The sequence below is a fragment of the Asaia krungthepensis NRIC 0535 genome (genome assembly GCF_025995175.1).
Lineage (GTDB): Bacteria > Pseudomonadota > Alphaproteobacteria > Acetobacterales > Acetobacteraceae > Asaia > Asaia krungthepensis.
In genome coordinates this window covers 215,018-232,637 of record NZ_BAPV01000061.1, presented here as the reverse complement: position 1 = coordinate 232,637, position 17,620 = coordinate 215,018, and the positions used below count along the sequence as shown (strand labels likewise).

The 17,620-nt window shown below is 61.4% G+C and carries 15 protein-coding genes; 8 read left to right on the top strand and 7 right to left on the bottom strand.

Annotation, left to right across the window (positions count from 1 at the left end):
• The first annotated feature begins 283 nt into the window (after window positions 1-283).
• From AA0535_RS15225 to AA0535_RS15215, 3 genes are all read left to right on the top strand, one after another.
• Entirely contained in the window at window positions 284-1,486 is a 1,203-nt protein-coding gene (locus AA0535_RS15225; protein WP_264817524.1) for an alpha-hydroxy acid oxidase, read from the top strand.
• A gap of 139 nt (window positions 1,487-1,625) precedes the next feature.
• Window positions 1,626-2,678 carry a catalase family protein gene (locus AA0535_RS15220; protein ID WP_264817523.1) on the top strand — a complete coding sequence of 351 codons (1,053 nt, stop codon included), beginning with the start codon at window positions 1,626-1,628 and terminating at the stop codon, window positions 2,676-2,678.
• Window positions 2,679-2,892: 214 nt separating this feature from the next.
• Window positions 2,893-4,782, top strand: a complete 1,890-nt coding sequence (locus AA0535_RS15215; RefSeq protein WP_264817522.1) for an OprO/OprP family phosphate-selective porin — start codon at window positions 2,893-2,895, stop codon at window positions 4,780-4,782.
• 243 nt (window positions 4,783-5,025) lie between these two features.
• On the opposite strand, the gene AA0535_RS15210 is transcribed toward AA0535_RS15215, so the two are convergent.
• From AA0535_RS15210 to exbB, 7 genes are all read right to left on the bottom strand, one after another.
• On the bottom strand, window positions 5,026-5,589 hold the full coding sequence (locus AA0535_RS15210) for a PqiC family protein (RefSeq protein ID WP_264817521.1): 564 nt from the start codon (window positions 5,587-5,589) through the stop codon (window positions 5,026-5,028).
• A complete protein-coding gene (locus tag AA0535_RS15205; RefSeq protein WP_264817519.1) occupies window positions 5,586-6,548 on the bottom strand; it encodes an MlaD family protein in 963 nt (320 codons plus the stop codon). The genes AA0535_RS15210 and AA0535_RS15205 overlap by 4 nt, the downstream gene beginning before the upstream one ends.
• The gene (locus tag AA0535_RS15200) at window positions 6,545-7,315 is read right to left on the bottom strand and encodes an ABC transporter ATP-binding protein (RefSeq protein WP_264817518.1); all 771 of its coding nucleotides are present in this window, start codon (window positions 7,313-7,315) and stop codon (window positions 6,545-6,547) included. Before AA0535_RS15200 ends, AA0535_RS15205 begins: the two co-directional genes overlap by 4 nt.
• A 3-nt stretch (window positions 7,316-7,318) precedes the next feature.
• A complete protein-coding gene (locus tag AA0535_RS15195) occupies window positions 7,319-8,497 on the bottom strand; it encodes an MlaE family ABC transporter permease (RefSeq protein WP_264817516.1) in 1,179 nt (392 codons plus the stop codon).
• 306 nt (window positions 8,498-8,803) lie between these two features.
• Window positions 8,804-9,688 (bottom strand): energy transducer TonB, encoded by an 885-nt coding sequence (locus tag AA0535_RS15190; protein ID WP_264817515.1) that lies wholly within the window; start codon window positions 9,686-9,688, stop codon window positions 8,804-8,806.
• On the bottom strand, window positions 9,685-10,119 hold the full coding sequence (gene exbD / locus AA0535_RS15185) for a TonB system transport protein ExbD (protein ID WP_127103241.1): 435 nt from the start codon (window positions 10,117-10,119) through the stop codon (window positions 9,685-9,687). Before exbD ends, AA0535_RS15190 begins: the two co-directional genes overlap by 4 nt.
• A gap of 2 nt (window positions 10,120-10,121) precedes the next feature.
• On the bottom strand, window positions 10,122-10,874 hold the full coding sequence (gene exbB, locus AA0535_RS15180) for a tonB-system energizer ExbB (RefSeq protein ID WP_264817513.1): 753 nt from the start codon (window positions 10,872-10,874) through the stop codon (window positions 10,122-10,124).
• 137 nt (window positions 10,875-11,011) lie between these two features.
• On the opposite strand from exbB, the gene AA0535_RS15175 reads away from it, so the two are divergent.
• The 5 genes from AA0535_RS15175 (at window position 11,012) to AA0535_RS15155 (ending at window position 17,327) form a co-directional block, all read left to right on the top strand.
• Window positions 11,012-11,695 (top strand): Fe2+-dependent dioxygenase, encoded by a 684-nt coding sequence (locus AA0535_RS15175; protein ID WP_264817512.1) that lies wholly within the window; start codon window positions 11,012-11,014, stop codon window positions 11,693-11,695.
• Between the two features lie 463 nt (window positions 11,696-12,158).
• The gene (locus tag AA0535_RS15170; protein ID WP_264817511.1) at window positions 12,159-14,336 is read left to right on the top strand and encodes a TonB-dependent receptor; all 2,178 of its coding nucleotides are present in this window, start codon (window positions 12,159-12,161) and stop codon (window positions 14,334-14,336) included.
• Entirely contained in the window at window positions 14,336-15,745 is a 1,410-nt protein-coding gene (locus AA0535_RS15165; RefSeq protein ID WP_264817510.1) for an amidase, read from the top strand. The genes AA0535_RS15170 and AA0535_RS15165 overlap by 1 nt, the downstream gene beginning before the upstream one ends.
• Window positions 15,746-15,768: 23 nt before the next feature.
• Window positions 15,769-15,951: a hypothetical protein gene (locus AA0535_RS15160; protein WP_264817509.1), complete on the top strand. Its 183-nt coding sequence runs from the start codon at window positions 15,769-15,771 to the stop codon at window positions 15,949-15,951.
• Window positions 15,948-17,327, top strand: a complete 1,380-nt coding sequence (locus AA0535_RS15155) for an SLC5/6 family protein (RefSeq protein WP_264817508.1) — start codon at window positions 15,948-15,950, stop codon at window positions 17,325-17,327. Before AA0535_RS15160 ends, AA0535_RS15155 begins: the two co-directional genes overlap by 4 nt.
• Window positions 17,328-17,620: the final 293 nt, after the last annotated feature.

Below are 17,620 nucleotides of genomic sequence, written 5' to 3'. Positions count from 1 at the left end.
GCATCGATGCTCCGGCGTTTGGCTGTGTGGCGGAGCAACGTCGCGTCAAGTGCGAATGTTCATCTACATACTTTGTAAAATTATTTTATATTCATGAACCGAAACGACCATTGCAAGGTTTTTCCGTATGTTAGGCGGTGCGAGGGCAATATCTGGTGAGGATCGATCATCCTCACATTAACGTGACGTCAGATCCGGCTGCCGAACGGGCAACGCTTGCCGTTTTGACTGAACAAGAACGGGGTAGCCCCGGGACCCCATGCCACCAGAGCGGAGTTTGACCATGTCCATGACGGCGAAAAGACGCCTCCAAGATATCTATCAGCTCACCGATTTCGAGAAGGCGGTGAAGCGTTATTTGCCCAAGGCCGTCTATGAATATGTACGCAACGGGGCGGGCTCCGAACTCAGCCTGAGACGTAACAGGGCCATTTTCCAACGCTATCTGTGGCGGCCCTACCGCCTGCGCGATGTCTCCTCACTCGATACGAAAATCAGGCTTTTTGGTGAGGAATACGACCAGCCCTTCGGCTTCGCGCCTACGGGTGGCGCCGCCATGACGCGCTATGATGCCGACCGTATCGAAGCGGCGGCGGCACGGCGACACAACCTCTTCTACGCGCTCTCGGCCAACTCGCTTACCCCGCTGGAAGAGATTATCCGCATCAACCCGCGCGCGTGGTTTGCAGCCTATCTGCCGAGCGATCTCGAGATCATCGATGGCATGATCGACCGTGTGCAGAGCGCGGGTTATCCCGTTCTGCTCATCACCTGCGACGTGCCGGTCCCCGCACAACGCATTGCCGAGACACGCGCCGGGTACTCCATGCCCATCCGGCCCAATCTGCGCGCCACTCTGGGGGGCATGACCCATCCCGGCTGGACCTTCGGCACGTTAGGACGAACCATCCTGCGCGACAAAAATCCGAAGATCGTCAATATCCGTCCCCAGGGCGGGCCGGGGCTGTTCTCCAACGAGATCGCCGCTGTGGGGGGATCGCCCCATTTCACCTGGGACCATATCCGTCATATCCGCGCGCGCTGGAAAGGCAAGCTCATCCTCAAAGGCATTCTGCGTCCTGAAGACGCGGAAGAGGCGGCGCGTATCGGTGCGGATGGGATCGGTATTTCGGATCACGGTGCACGTCTTCTGGACTCTACGGTTGCGCCTCTCGAGGTGCTTGGAGAAATCAAAAAGGCTGCAGGGTCGATGAGCGTGGTGATCGATAGCGGGTTCCGCTGCGGGGGTGATGTGCTGAAGGCCATGGCGCTCGGTGCGGATGCGGTCATGCTGGGCCGCCCTTTCCTTCAGGCCTGTGCGCTGGCCGGCGGGGCAGGGCTGGATAAGGCCGTATCCATTCTCAGCACAGAACTCTCTCGCGACCTCGCGCTTCTGGGGGTCACGGATCTCGGCGCGCTCGATACCGCGATGCTGAAGGATCTGGGCGACATGGCATTTGTCGAGCGCGCACCCGAACGGACCTGAGAAAACGCGCGGAAACTTCGTTCAGGGACCTGGGTTGAGAGGGCTGCCAAACTCCTCCCTCTCCGTCGGACGCCCCCTGATGAAGCCTCCTTTGCAATACTCTGAGTCGCTCGAGACACCGCGCCTGGAAGAACGAAATGTGCAAAAAGCATTGCTCCGGGTGTTCGCGCGCATCGTCAGGGCGACGCATCGCGATCTTGGACATGCGTCCCGTGGTGTCCATGCCAAAAGCCATGCGCTGCTCGAGGGCACGCTGACCATCCCGGCCAATCTGCCACCCGAACTGGCGCAGGGGCTTTTTGCGCAGAGCGCACGCTACCGCGTGACGGCGCGCCTCTCGGCCATTCCGGGCGATCCACTGCGTGATGCAGTATCCGGACCGCGCGGTTTCGCACTCAAGATCCACGATGTGCCGGGCACGCTCCTTCCTGATAATCAGGGGGTCGCGGTGCAGGACTTCCTGTTTGCCAATGGTACGGTTTTCGGTGCGCCCGACGCCGAAGGCTTTCTGAAAAACCTGCGCGTTCTGGCGCTGACCACGGACAGGGCAGAGGGGGCAAAGGCGGCCTTGTCACGTGTGCTGCGTGCCATACAGAAAACGCTCGCTCGCTTTGGAAGAGAAAGCGCCGCGCTCGACGCGCTCGGCGGATTCATTCCGACCCATCCTTTGGGGGACAGGTTCCATTCCCAGGTGCCGCTGCGTTACGGCGACCATGTCGCCAAGCTCGATCTCGTGCCGGAATCAGAGAGTTTCAAACGGCTGACGGGCACGCTCATCGCGATCGATCAGGAACCGACGGCCATCAGGCGCGCCGTCGCGCTGGATATGGCCCGCGAAGGCGGGCGTATGAGTCTGCGCGCTCAGCTCTGCCGCGATCTGCACGACCATCCCATCGAGACTGCGGCAACAGAGTGGAATGAGGCGACAAGCCCGTTTCACGTCGTGGCAAGCCTCGAATTTCCGCCCCAGACGAGCTGGAGCGAGGCAAAATCGCGCCAGATTGACGACAGGCTCAGTTTTTCGCCCTGGCATGGTCTGGCGGCCCACAGGCCCTTGGGGAACATCATGCGCGCACGCCGCGTGGCCTATCCGTTTTCAGCAGGGTTGCGGAGTAAGCTGAATGGCTGCCCGATGCGTTTCCTCCCTCTCTCGGAAGAAAAACCTGAAGCAGAGGGCGCAGCTTCTTCCTGAATGCAGCGAGCCGACTGGCCTGTTCTCGTCAGAGGCTCCGCACTTTCGCCCGACGGAAGGTTTTGGGAGAACCGGTCTGAGACAGTCTGGATGTTTGCGGATCACAATTCTCGGGAGGGTGGGTCGTTCTTTGTCATAAAACAGGCGGCCCAATGGGGAAGAGGCTCAGTTATAGCAGCGCGCACCATAGCTTAATTCAGAGTTCGGTCGATTTATGCGCGCGCGTTTACTGGTTCTTTCTCTGCTCCTTGGCAGCACGGCGATTCCTGTTTCTGCCCTGGCGGCAGGTCAGTCAGATGATATTGCGGCCCTGAGACGCGAAATGCTCGAGATGCGCGTGCAGATGCAGGGTCAGATCAGCGATCTGAGGCGCGAGCTCGTCAAAGAGCGCGCCATGAGGCGCAAGTTCGAACTGGCTCAAGCCAAACCGGTCCAAGTGACATCGGCGCCAGCCAAACCTGCCCGATCCGGCATTGCCCAGGGCGAAAACGCCGCGCCGGGTGGGAAAATCCTGCGAGCGCTGCCCTCTTCGGGCGCTTCGGCGGCTACGGCACTGGCAAGCAACAGCGCGATTCAGCAATCCTCGGCTTCGCCTTCCGGCACAGTCTCCTCCGGCGCGCCCCCCGTTCCTGCCTCCGCAGAAACGTCCATGGTGCAGGGCAAGGGGGCTGTCGAGGATGCATTGGTGCAGTTGGCGTCGTCTCCGATCATACGGCGCGCGGGGCGGCCTTCCAATCCACAGGTCGCTTATGACACGCACCTCATTCCGCCGCCCGATCACGGTCTGAACATGTCATTTGCCGATTTCCGTCGCGCGACCCGCTCGGCGGAAACCGTCGATATCGGGGGCATACGGATCGGCTTTCCGGCAGGTCGACCGACCATCGCATCCAGTGACGGGCTCTATGCCTTCTCGGTCGGGCTCGTCATGCATTTCGATATCGGGGGTTTTCCATCATCGGGCGGCGCGGCAGATGGGCAGACGGGTCGCTTCCCGAAAATGAACGAGAATGCGCGACGCCTGCGTCTGCCCCTGACATGGCGCTATGGCAATCTGCTCGCGAATCTCACGCCCGAATGGGGGCGCACGGTCGATGGCACGGCGGGGCTCTATGAAGCCAATATCGTCTATAGCGGCGTTCACAACTCCCAATTCACCTTCGGTTATTATCAGCCGCGCGTGACCATGCAGGACTCTGAATCCTCAAACGGGTTCATTCTCATGGAGCGCGCTTCGATTTCCGAAGTGGTGCGCCAGATTGCGGCGGGTGATGCCCGCATGAGTCTGGGTGGACGCACCCACCAGAATCGCTGGTATCTGGGTGCCTATCTGACCGGCCAGACCTATGGCGATCGGACAACCGATCCGACCCTCTCTGACAGCCATATCGGTGGCCTGTTGCGTGTAGCCGGGCGTCCGATTGCCACCAAGCTGGTCGATTTGCATCTTGGTGTGTCCAGCACAGCCTCATTCAAGCGTAACCAGACCTCCCAGGGGCGTGTTCTGGCCCTGACGGACCGACCGGAAACACGTCTGACCAATGAGCGTCTCGTCTCGACCGGCACGATTGCCGACATTGGAAAGGTCTGGGCAGCAGGGCCGGAAATCGCGTTGCGCTACGACAAGGCACTCATCCAGGCGGAATATTACCATATCGGCGTCACACGCGACGACGATGCACGTCGCAAGGGCCCCGCGCCCAATCTGGGGTTTGACGGCTATTACGTTGCGGGCAGCTATACGCTTTTCGGGCAGACGCGACGCTACAGCCCCAAGGATGCGGCGTTTTCCGCGCCTGCGCCCAAGGAAGATTTCGATCTCTGGAACAACCAGTGGGGTGCGCTTGAGCTGGTCGGCCGCTGGAGCGTGATGGATTTCAACAGCAATATTCTCAAGGATCAGCCCGCATCGGTCACCGGGGGTGTGCGCGGTGGGGTGCAGACCGTGTGGTCAGGCGGGCTCAACTGGTATCTAAACCGTCATTACCGCATTCAGCTCCAATACAGCCATATCGACGCCACGCGCGCGCAGACGGTCGGCACCGTCAACAGTAAGGGCCGGTCGATCAATTCCATCGGGAGTCGCATTCAGGCGGCGTTCTGAGGAAGCTCTCTCCCGGAAAGAGAGAGAAGTTCATGATCTGCCGAGTAGGCTCTTGGCCTCGGGGCGGAGGGGGTGTTCTCCGACCCGGGAGTTCCACCGGGATACAGAGCAGATCTTGTGCCGCGCCTGATTGCCTTCCCGTCATTCGGGAGAGAAAGCAGGGAGTATCTGCTCGCAGCGTTGCCCGATCCCAGGGCCATGCGCCGGCCCGGATGGGCCGGCCTGTCGGCTTGTCCCGTCGGTTCAGCCTGCCGACTCAGTGGCGATACGATCTGCCAGCTTCTCGAAAAGCTGACGCAGCAGGGCGGCCTTCTCCTGATCCGTTGCAACGCTGCCCTGTACGCTTTCCATGCTGCGTCCCTGACGGACAGGACGCGTTTCGTCGCGGGGCAGGCGTGTCCAGCTTGCCAGAACCACAGCCTTGCCATCGCTCGTCATATCCAGACGCTCCATGGTGATGCTGAGTCGTGAGTCGGGTGTCTCCACCGGCGCATAGGCGGTCACCATTGCCTGCGGCCAGTCCCGGGACAGGCGCGCGACAATCAGGTCGGTCGCCGACTGGGAGAGGCGGCTGGCCCAGCGACCATTGCTGCTGCGCAGAAGACGACTATCGTCGCGTACGAGAATATCCTGGGTGTCGAGATAATCCGGCATGACCACGCGCGGAACATAGACCACAGTTGCATTGCGCGGTGGTGTCGCGACTGGCCCCGCCACGGGCGCAAGCGTGTAGAACTGGACCGGTGCGGAAGCACAGGCAGAAAGCAGCCCCAGAGCGATCGCAGGAAAAAAATGGTGCAATCTCATTGGCGGCGTCCTGTCAGGAGAAGTTGCGGGTTGCGCTCGACGTCATTGGCGAAGCCGCGCAAGGCGGCTGCTGCCGAGGCGATGTCACGCAGGGCGGAGTCCAGATTGGCGCGATCCATCGAGCGCGGCGAGGTCATGCTTTGCAGGTTGGTCAGCGTCTTGTTGGCCGTGTCCATGGTGCTGCGGCTGTTCTGAAGCAGCAGATGCAGTTCCTGCCCGCGGGCGGAGAGCTGTTCGGTCCCGGTGCTGGCAAGGCGGTCGACGCTTTGCAGCGTATGGAGCAGTTGCGGCTGGAGCGTGGTGATCATCTGGTGCGCCGCATCCACTGTTTCACGGCTATGGTCGGATGTGGCCTGAACGCTATCAGCCAGGGCCGGCAGGCGCTGATCGAGCGTTTCGGCCAGATGATGGACGATCGCGAGCGTGGCCGAGGCATCGTCGCTGAGCTTGCGCAGAGGGAGATGAGTCAGGGTATTGGTGATGGCCTGGATAGAGGATTGGCGTGTCGGAATCTCGGTCACATCCGTCAGTTCGGGATGGAGCACGGCCGGGGTGCCGGGGGAGATATCGAGATCGATCTGCGAGGTGCCGGTCACGAAGCTCTTGAGGTTCATCTCGCCCCGAAGGCCATGATCGACCAGATCATGCAGGCTGGGCAGATGACCGTGTTTCTCACCAGCTACGAGGATATCGTCGCGTCTGAGTGTCACATAGACCGGGATATAGGCTTCACGGGTCTTGGGATCATACTCGATCGCGATTCGATCGACCGCGCCCACCTGGACACCCCGGAAATTGACCGGCGCCCCCACGGATAGCCCGTTGGTCGACCCCCGGAAAATCAGGACCGCCCGATCCATGTGGGTGAAAGGGTGAAAATTACCGAAAAAGACGAAGGCGCTGATCATGAGCGCCAGGCCTCCGAGAACGAACGCACCGACGAGGGCCTGTCTGTTCATGATGCGCTTCCTTCTTCATTGCGTTGCCTGTTCATGAAGGCATGAACCTGCGGGTCTGTACTGTTGTCGCGCAGATGACGCGGTGATCCGTGGGCGATGGGACGCTTCGTCAGCGCGTCGAGAAAAATTCCGTCATCGGCAATCGTGAACAGGCTCGGCAGCTCGTGGCTCACGATCACGATGGTGGCGCCAAGCCCGTCGCGCAAATTCAGGATCAGATCATCCAGCCGCGCCGAGGTGATGGGATCGAGTCCGGCAGAGGGTTCATCGAAGAACAGGATATCGGGGTCGAGGGCGAGAGCGCGTGCCAGTCCGGCGCGTTTGCGCATGCCGCCGCTGATTTCGGCTGGGGTCAAATCGATGGCATCCTGAAGGTCGACGAGCGCCAGCTTGAGTTCCACCAGACGTCTGATGGCGCGTGCGTCTAGCCTCGTGAACATCTGCAGTGGCAGAGCGACGTTCTCGCCCACTGTCATGGAGCTCCACAGCGCGCCGCTCTGGAACAGGACGCCGAAGCGATGATTGATCTCAGTGCGTTGGGCATCGGAGCCCGCCCAGTAATCCTGCATGCCCACATGAAAACTGCCGGATTTGGGGCGAAGAAGGCCGATCATGCTCTTGAGCAGCGTCGATTTGCCGCAGCCGGAGCCGCCCATCACAGCAAAGATGCTGCCTCGTCGCACGGAGAGATCGATGTCGGACTGGATGATTTTCGGCCCGAAGCCGAGCGTCACCCCCTGCATGGTCATGATCGGATCGTCACTCATGGATCAGATCCCCACGCTATTGGCGATAACGGCAAAGATGGCATCGAGCGCGATCACGCCGACAATGCCGATCACCACGGCACGGGTGGCCGCAATACCGACATCGGCCGCAGAACGCCCCGCCTTGAGGCCGATACGGCAGCTCGTGAGCCCGATAAACGCGCCGAAAACGATGCTCTTGATGAAGCCGAAAAAGAACTGGCTGATGCCGAATGCGATCACGGTCTGGTGGAAATAGCCGAGGCTCGTGATGTCGAGCATCGAAATGGCGACGACATAACCGCCCAGCATGCCGATCAGACAGCCGTAAAGATACAGAAACGGCATGGTGACGACGAGAGAAAGCACGGCAGGGAGGATGAGGTAAGAAGACACGGATATGCCGAAAACCTTCAGCGCATCGATTTCCTCATTACCCTGCATGGTCGAGATGCGCGCGGCATACGCGCCACCGGTGCGTCCTGCCATGATGATGGCGGTCATGACGGCCGCCATCTCACGCACCGTCGCAATCCCCACGAGGCTCGCCACATAGATGCCTGCGGCGAATTTCTGGAGCTGAACCGCGCCGACGAAGGCGAGAATGGCCCCGACAAGAAAATTGACCACGCCTACGATCAGCAGGGCGGAAGGGCCCGCATTGAACAGATCGCTCAGCAGGTCGCTGCTGCGTAGCCCCCCCTTGCGAAACAGGGAGCGATATCCGGCAAGGGTCGTCCGTCCTGCCAGACCGGCGACAATGCCGATCTCGGCCAGAACCGCTTCGGCCCGGATCCCAATCTTCTCCAGAAACGGCGTTCGGGTTCTGCGTGCAGGGATGACCGGTGCGGTCTGCTCAGGCAGCAGATCGAGCAATTGCTGCATGGGATGCGGAAGCGCCGCCATGTCGAAGCGTACTCTCGCTGCATCGCAGCCTCGACGGACATCCCAGAGAAAGGCGACGAGCCCGGTATCCCAATCGGTGATGCCCGATGTGTCGCAGCTTATCATGGTCGCCCCTGCTGCTGAAAGCTCCTTGTCCGACAAGGTCGGGAGGGCAGCATCGTGACTGCGCCATGAGCCGGTCAGCACGAGGCAGAGGGTCTTTTCCTGCAACACAGTCTGATACTGCGCTGCCCCGTTCAGGGCCTTGCCGCTCGACGATGTCGTGCCAGCGGGGGGAGGAGCCTCCGTCAGGACCATGGAAAACTCTCGGGATTCAATGCCATCATGCTGCGGCATTCTGATGGCTCGAGCCCCTGCTTGCAAGAACACGGCAGTCTTCGGGATCGGGTGTACGGCAAGTTGTGATCATATCATGCCAAGATGTGATCAACGCGATAATCGGTGCCTACATGACCGCCTGCTGCGAAGCTGCGGGCAGGAGGCGAGGGATTCCGAGAGACGTCCACGCGCCCCGTGTGTCCATTCCCGGCGCCCCCGTGCTCGGTGTCTTCATGTTCGAGGCCTGGATGCCCAGCGCTGCAGCGTCGTCTAGAGGCTGCGCTCCTAGCGTTCCTCCATATAGAACTCGACCGGCACGGTCAGGGTGAGCGTAGCACCGGTGATCGTATCGGGTGGACTGGGCAATGGCTCGGCGCGGCGCACAAGCGCCAGGGTTTCCTCATCCAGAAGCGCATAGCCGGTCGGGCGGACGAGCACCGCTGAAAGCACATGGCCTTTGCGATCCATGGTGAAGCGCAGCATCACGGTGCCTTCCTGATGCTCCGACTGCGCCTTGGCCGGATAGCGTTTGAAACGCTCCAGCCGTGCCAGCAGGGTGCCTTGCCAGCTCGCTTTCGCTGCCGAAGCCTCGCGTGTCGACGGTTCGCCCTTGGCGTTTGTAGCCGAAACGGTCGAAGGCGGCGCATCCGAGGGGGGCGGTGCCGTATCCGCCGTGGACTGGGTCGGTACGGGCGGCGGAAGATGCTTGGGCACAGGCGGCGAGGGCGTGACCTTGCGGCGCACGGGCTCGACCTTGATCTTTTTCGGAACTGGCACGGGGGGCAGCGGCGCGGGAGAGGGCGGTGCCATCACCTCGGGCGGCTTTTCGGGTGCAGGAGGCTCCGGCGTGGCGATCTGGGGCGGTCCGGGCGGCTTTTGCTCCGGCGGGCTTGGTACACTGGCGGGTTCAGGGGCGAGATCGATGGCAATGGCCGCGGGAGGCGGCGCGTAGGGCGGGGGCGTGGCGGGGCGCAACTGCGCCACCGCCCATAGCCCGAGCCCGGTTGCCACGATGATCGCCGCAGTGGAGCATCCGCCGACCCGACGCTGGCGTTGCGCCTCGATCTGCTGGTGACGCTGATAGACTGCGCGGAAGGAGAGGGACCCTTCCGACAGGGAAGGGCCGGGCAGCGCGGCGGGCAGGGGCGTGCGGAAATCCCTTGCGGTCACGGCGCGTCGCCCTCCTCCTGCCCCTGCAGGTTGACGAGCGCCACCTTGAGGAACCCCGCCTTGCGCAGGAGATCCATGGACTTCATCAGCGTCTCGTAATCCACTGTCTTGTCAGCGCGCAGAAAGATGCGCTCGTCCTTATGCCCGTTGGTGAGCGTCATCAGCTTCGCAGGCAGCGCATCATTGCTGATGTCTTCCTCGCCAAGAGCAAGGCTGTGATCAGCCTTGACGGTCACGAAAATCGGATTGGCAGGGCGTGGCGCTGGTTTCTCGGTCGATGAGGGCAAATCGACAGGAACGTTCACCGTGCTCAGCGGCGCCGTGACCATGAAGATCACGAGCAGCACCAGCATGACGTCGATGAGCGGCGTTACATTCAGCTCATGGGCATCGAGTGCCGTATCATCGGCATGGCGCATGCGCAGCGCCATGGTCAGCGTCCCGCCTGCTCGGCGCGCGGGGTGGCGAAGCGGAGTACCTGTCCGCCCCCACCCTGAACATGCAGTCGGCTGAGATCTCGGGAGACGAGGCGCAGGATGAGCGCCGTCAGGTCTCCTACCTGAGCCTTGCAGCCAAGGCACTGACGCGACAGGAAATTATAGATCACTACGGCGGGAATGGCAGCCACGAGCCCGAGCGCCGTGGCAAGCAGGGCTTCGGCAATGCCGGGGGCCACGACGGCCAGGCTGGTCGCCTTGGTGGCGGCAATGCCCGTGAAGGAGGTCATGATCCCCCAGACCGTCCCGAACAGACCGATAAAAGGTGCGGTTGCGCCGATTGTGGCCAGAATGCCCGTCCCCCTCATGAGGCGGCGGCCTTCTGCAGCTTCAAGGCGCTCGAGATGAAGCATGATGCGCTCCTTGAGCCCCTCTCGGTCTTCCAGCACGTCGGCCGAGCGCGTCCATTCATTCGAGGCGGCCAGAAGCAATGCCCTCACGATGCCGATATCGGGGCAGAGATCATGCGAGGCGGACAGGGTCGGCGCCTCTTCCAGCGTCAGTTCGGCCCGCGCGAGCGCACGCTGGACACGCATCACCTCGACCACCTTGGCGACGAAAACCGCCCAGCTGATGACGCAGGCGATGATGAGGAGCATCATGACGCAGCGCACGACAGGGCCTGCCCCCAGGAACATTTCCCATGGGGTGAAGGGAAGGGAGGCGAGATCGCCAGTGGGCGCAGCCATGGGGCTCTCCTGGTTTCGTCAGGGCTTCCGCCCCTAGGGCGTGACCTGTTCTTGTTACGGGGTGTAACCGTGGGCTTGAGATGTGTTAATCAGATTCATTCTCAATTACAAGAACTCGATTGCACAGGAGAGCGCGCATGCTGGTTCACATTCCCAATGTCCTGACGCCGGAAGAGCTGCGTCACTGCCGTGAAACGCTTGAACGCGCGGCGTGGCTGGACGGCAAGGTGACCGCCGGGCAGCAATCGGCCAAGGCCAAGCATAATCTGCAGGTTCCGCAGGATTCGGAAACCTCGCGCGCGCTTGGCGAGATCGTGCTGAGGGCACTCGGGCGTAATCCCGTTTTCAACAGTGCCGCATTGCCGTTGCGTGTGTTTCCGCCGCTCTTCAACCGCTATGATGTCGGGATGAAATTCGGCGCGCATGTGGATAATGCCATACGGCCGATCCCCGATAGCGGCTTCCGTATCCGGACCGATGTATCTTCCACCCTCTTCATTACCGGGCCGGAGGAATATGATGGGGGCGAACTGGTCGTTCAGGATACCTATGGCGAGCAGCGCGTGAAGCTGCCTGCCGGTGATATGGTGGTCTATCCTTCGACCAGTTTGCACAGTGTCAGTGAAGTGACGCGCGGTTCGCGCTGGGCGTCGTTTTTCTGGAGTCAGTCCATGGTGCGCGATGATACCAGACGCGCCCTGCTTTACGATTTCGACAGATCGATCATCGAGACCCGCAAGACCCTGCCCGATGATCATCCTGGCGTGCTGGGGCTGACCTCCACCTATCACAATCTGCTGCGGCAATGGGCCGAACTCTGAGCCGTGTGCTGACGGAGGTACCGAAGCCAGCCCTGTGCATTCTTCCGCCGGGCCTGCGAGGAACGCTGGGCCGGTTTTGCCAGCAGGGGTGGAGGGAACTCCATTGTCCGGTTGCTGGCCTATTCTCCCAAGACGCGGTTAGAACCTTCTGATGGTCAATGGATCACGGAAGGACCGGTCAGATCGCCTGCATTGCGTATTGTAACTCTGTTTTCCCCTGCCCTATCATTACGAAAACGAATCGTATTGGACGGAGGGAAGCGGCATGAGGCGTATCGGGCCCATTACGGCATATGGACCTCTGATTATCGCAGCCCTCGTCATGAAAGGGGGCGCTGCGCTTGCTTCTGTCCCCCCCGGTGTTTCTGACGGGAGCTCTGACACGCACGGCCCATCGCACTCCTCGCGAGCGTCCTCCTCCACGGCGCACCCTGTGCGGGTGACTCCCCCCGGGTCGCGCCCCGTGAGCGACCGGAAAGCGGCCTCGGCAGTTCGTCAGCCGGGTCTGGAACAGATCACCGTCACCTCCGAGCATCGACGGGAAAACCCGCAGAAGATTGCCACGTCGCTGAGTGTGATCAGCGGTAGGGAGCTGGCTGCGCGCAATGTGAATTCGGTGTTCGATCTGCAATATCTGACGCCCTCCTTGCAGGTGACGCCGCAATTCGGCTCCGGCCAGCCCGATTTCGAGATACGCGGTGTGGGTCACCAGGATTACGGTTCATCGAATGTGTCGCCGGTGGGCGTGACGATGGATGGGGTCGCGATACCCGTGCCCTGGGCCAGTAACGGCCTGATGTTCGATGTTGCCCGTGTCGAGGTGCTGCGCGGCCCTCAGGGCACGCTTTACGGACGCAACACCACGGGCGGTGCAATCAATTACGTGTTCAACCAGCCGACCGATCATCTGGCCGCCGGGGCCGACGTGCAGATCGGCTCCTTCAGTGCTCAGAAATACGATTTCTTCCTTTCAGGTCCGGTCACCGCTCATGTGCGCATGCGCCTCGCGGGTGAGAGCCAGCAGGGCGGCGCCTGGCAATATGACGGGGCGGGCGCCCATCTGGGCGCCACGGACCGCACGGCTCTGCGCTGGCTGACCGACATGCAGGTTACCGACAGGCTCAAGGCGGCGCTCGATCTGCATGGCAGCATCGACCGGTCCGATGGGGCGGGGCTGCACCTCTTTGCGCCGCAGACAACCCAAGCGGTCTATCGTCCGGGGGCACCGGTTTTCCCGCAGGATCATGAGCGCGATATCACGCGCTGGGGAACATCGACGAGCTTCGCGCGCCTGATAGGTATTTCACCCGGCGACAAGCCCTATCATCATATCGATACGGGCGGGACAAGCTTCAAACTCGATCAGAGCCTGTCCTTCGCGACGCTCAGTAACCTCGCGAGTTATGACGTGTCCTCGCGCCGGGAATATGACAATTTCGACGCCTCTGCTCTTGCTCTGGCCGATGTCGCGTTCAACAGCCGCGCCAATGTGTTTCAGGATGAGCTGCGTCTGGTCTCTACCCCCGGCAAGCGCCTCGACTGGGTCGCTGGTGTCTATTACGGCAATGAATATCTGGCCGATCAGTATTATTCCGGGTTTACCGATGCCACGGGCCTTGATCGTGGCGTCTTTTACAGCACCAAGGTCAACACGATCAGCGGGTTCGGTCAGGGTACCCTCAAGCTATTGCACCGATTGCGTCTGGTGGGCGGCGTGCGTGTCGAGCACGAATCACGCGATCTGCATGATTATCAGGCGTTCACCTACGATCTTGCTGGCAATGTGCTCAATCCCGGTAACCGGGTGGCGCGGCGCACGCTGGATTACACCCTTCCGTCATGGAAAGTGGCGCTTCATTATGATCTGGCGCCGCATGACCTGCTGTATGTTTCCGTCTCTCGCGGGATCAACTCAGGCGGCTACACGACCTATAACACGACCAATGCCCAGGCTTCCTCGAATCCTTATCAGCCCGAAAAGCTTCTGGCCTATGAGATCGGCAACAAGCTCGATATTCCTGCCGCCCATCTGCGCCTGAATGTCTCGGCCTTCTATTACGACTATCACGACCAGCAAGTGCTCTCTGCGGCGGTCAATAGTCAGACGGGTCTGATCGGGGCCATCGCCAATGCGCCGCGCTCCCATCTGGCGGGTGGTGAATTCGAGGCTGATTGGTCCCCGCTCAAGGGGCTCATGCTCACCCAGTCTGGCGGGTGGGCCGTCGGCCAGTTCGACAGATTTGACGCCGTCTATGCCGCGACGCGTGTCAATGGCGTGTTCGTGCCGGTCACGCAGAACAAGAAAGGGGTCTCGCTCCCCGCCCCGAAGCTCACCTTCAATGGCTCGGCGGTCTATCGCTGGCGCATGGGAGGCTATGAGGCGAGTCTGGGGCTCAATTACAGCCTGCGTTCGACCTATCGTTCCCTTTTCGGGTCCCTCTACGATGTGGCAGGCTACACGCTGTGGGGCGCAACGGCATCCTTTGCGCCGCATGATGGATGGTGGAGCCTGAGCGCGTTCGGCAATAATATCCTCGACAAGAAATATGACGTGACGCGCAATTTCTTCCTGACAGGAGATAACATCGCCCTGTCAGGCATGCCCGGTGTCTATGGTCTGCGTTTCGGAGCGCATTACTGATGCATGATCTCTCCATCGGCGCGCTGCGCGCAGGGTTCTCCGCGGGTAGTTTCACGCCGCGCGATGCGATCGAAGCCGTTCTGACCCGTATCGCGGCGTGGCAGGCGGCGACGCCCCCTCTGGGCGGGCTTTGGCATCTTGAGCCCGAGATGGCGAGACAGGAGGCCGATCTTTCCACAAAGCGCTGGCGTGATAACAGGCCTATAGGCGCGCTCGACGGGATTCCCGCGACGGTCAAGGAACTGATCGCAACCCAGGGCGTGGCTGTGCCTCAGGGCTCAGCCGCCACAACGCTCGTCCCGGCGAGAGCCGACTCACCGGTCGCGGCACGCCTGCGCGAGGCAGGCGCGCTGATTTTCGCGCGTACCACAGTGCCGGATATCGGAATGTTGTCGTCGGGCATATCCAGTTTTCATGAACTGACACGCAATCCGTGGAATCTGGCAGCCAATCCCGGCGGATCGAGCGCGGGCGCTGCTGCTGCAGCCGCTGCCGGATATGGGCCCGTCCATATCGGCACGGATATTGGTGGGTCGGTGCGTTTGCCCGCCGCCTGGACCGGGCTTATCGGGTTCAAGCCAAGCCAGGGGCGTATTCCCATCGATCCCTATTATCTCGGGCGATGCGCAGGGCCGATGGCGCGTTGCGTAGAGGATGCGGCCGAGATCATGGCGGTGATCACCCGGCCCGACCGACGCGATGCGACAAGCCTGCCCTATCAGGCGATCGACTGGGCACAGCCGATCACGGGTGTGGCCGGATTACGGATTGGCGTGATGATGGAGGCTGGATGCGGCATGGCGCTGGAAGCCCCGGTGGCGGAGGCCGTGGAACGGGCTGCGACGCTTTTTGAAGCGCATGGCGCGCGCCTTGTACCGGTGGGGCCTATTCTCGACCGTTCGCTGCTCGACGGATGCGATGTGTTCTGGCGTGCGCGCGCCTGGGGGGAGTTGAGCCGTCTTTCCCCCGAAGCGCGGGCGCGGGTTCTTCCCGCCATTCTCGCATGGGCACGAACCGGGGCGGAGGTCAGCGGTGTGGAAGCGGTGCGGGGCATGAGCGGGAGCTTTACCCTGCGGCAGAGAGGGGCGGCCCTGTTCGACGGGCTCGACGCGGTGATTTCGCCCGTAACGCCCAATGTTTCCTTTCCGGCGGAATGGTCTTCGCCGCTCGATGATCCGGCAAACAGGCCTTTCGAGCATATTGCCTATACCCTGCCCTGGAATTTTACCGAACAACCTGCCATCTGCCTGAATGCCGGGTTCGGCCCGGGTTTCGACGGCCGGACCATGCCGATCGGGGTGCAGATCGTGACCGATCGCTTCGAGGATCTGAAGGCGATGCAGCTTGCTCGCTGGTTCGAGCGTCATGGGGATGCTGCAATCACCTCCTGGCCGGAACCGGGCATGTGAGAGGGAGGATCAAGCGCCGCAATATGCCCCTGATCGTAGGACTGTTCCTGCCTTTCCTGCTCGTGCTCGGGCCTGTTCCGTTTCTCTATGGGGCTTCCTGGCGGCTGGAGGGCATTCCGGTCGCTGTGATCTGGCTCTTTATCTGTATTCCTCTTGTTGCGCTCTGCCTCCTGATCGCGTCGCGCCTGACGGATGAGGACGCATGATTGTATTCGGTTTCGGGCTCGTCATGCTCGCGGCACTCTGTCTCGCCCTGGTCTCGCGTCGGGGTCATCATGAGGCCGATCCGCGCGCCTTCTTTGCTGCCCATGGGCAGTTTGGTGTCGTGCTGTTCTTTCTGCTTTCGGTGGGGGAAACCTATTCGATCGGCTCGCTGCTCGGTTTCCCCGGTGGCATTGCTGCAACGGGGTCGATCGATATTGTGCTGTGGTTCGTGGGGTATATCCTGCTTGCCTTTCCGGTCGGGTTCTTTCTCTATCCGGCGCTCTGGCGGGCGGGGCGACGCAGCAGTGCCATTACCCTCCCCGATCTGGTGGGTGCCCATTACCGGAGCCGCGTCGCGGAGTCGCTGACCGGCCTTGTTCTGGTCATGCTGATGCTGCCCATGGGCACAATGCAGTTTGTCGGGCTCGCTGGCGTGCTGTCGCGTCTGGGGCTTGGCTTTTCGCCACTGGTCCTTGCGGGTTCCGCGGCCTTCATGGCGTTCCTGTTTGTCGCCATTGCGGGATTACGGGCGGCGGCGCTGATTTCTGTCCTCAAGGACACGCTCGTACTTCTGGCCATTCTTCTGGTGGCAGGGCTCACGCTCTGGCATTTTCCCGCCGAGCAGAGCCGAAGCCTTGCCGAGAGTCTGTCTTCCGGTGGGAGTTCAGCCGGTTCGGCCTGCGCCATGATCATGAGCACGATTATCGTGCAGGCCGTAGGGTTCTGCGTCGCCCCACAGGCGGTGGCCGCCATTTTTTCGGCGCGTAGCCCCGCCGTGATCCGTCGGGCGCAGATCTGGATGCCGCTTTACATGGCACTCTTTCCGTTGCTTTTCGTGGTGGCAGCCTACGGGCTGACCCATGCCGGTTTGGGCGGTACGCCGGATCAGATCTTCCTGGCTGTGACGAGCCGCAGTCTGCCTGGCTGGGTGGCGGGCATCGTCTATGGCGCGGTGGCCCTCACGGCTCTGGTCTGGCTGGGCTCCGTCTGCCTCAGCCTTGCGGCCATCGTCACACGCAATATCGTGCCCCATGTACCGCCTGCACAGCAGAAACGGGTGGGATTACTGGTTATTGCCACCTACCTGGTCTTCGCTGTTGTGACGGCCTCCATGCATCCGGTGCTGCTCGTCTCCCTCAACAAGCTCTTTTATGTCGGGCTGGTCCAGATGCTGCCCGGCGTGCTGGCCTGCGTGGCGGGCTGGCGCGTCGCGCCGCTTTTCTATCTTGGGGGGCTGGGGGCAGGGCTGGCGACGGGCTTCGGCCTCGCAGCCAGTCAGGCGAGTCTCGGCGGCCTCAATCCGAGTGTGCCAGCCCTGGCTGTCAATGCTCTTGTCCTGGCCCTGGGCTGGGGTTTCAGTCGCAGGATCCTGCGCTGAAATCGGATCTTGCCCCCTGACGAGGTCCTCCAGAGGGCGTTCGCGGCTGTGTTAAATCATGTCTGCGCTTCATGTGACGTGCACCATAACATTGTGACATGAAACTGAGCAGTCTCCCCAATGCCCCGGCAAGATAGCGCGGAGAGGGATGTCTGTCAGTAAGTCATTGCAAATACTTCATATTTCTCGGAATGGTGGGGTGTCAGGAAGCCGATTGGCCATTCAGGAGCATTTCAATCCTACATATTAGGTAACGAATATCACTCTCGTTAGTGTGATTTCGTTCAGAATGG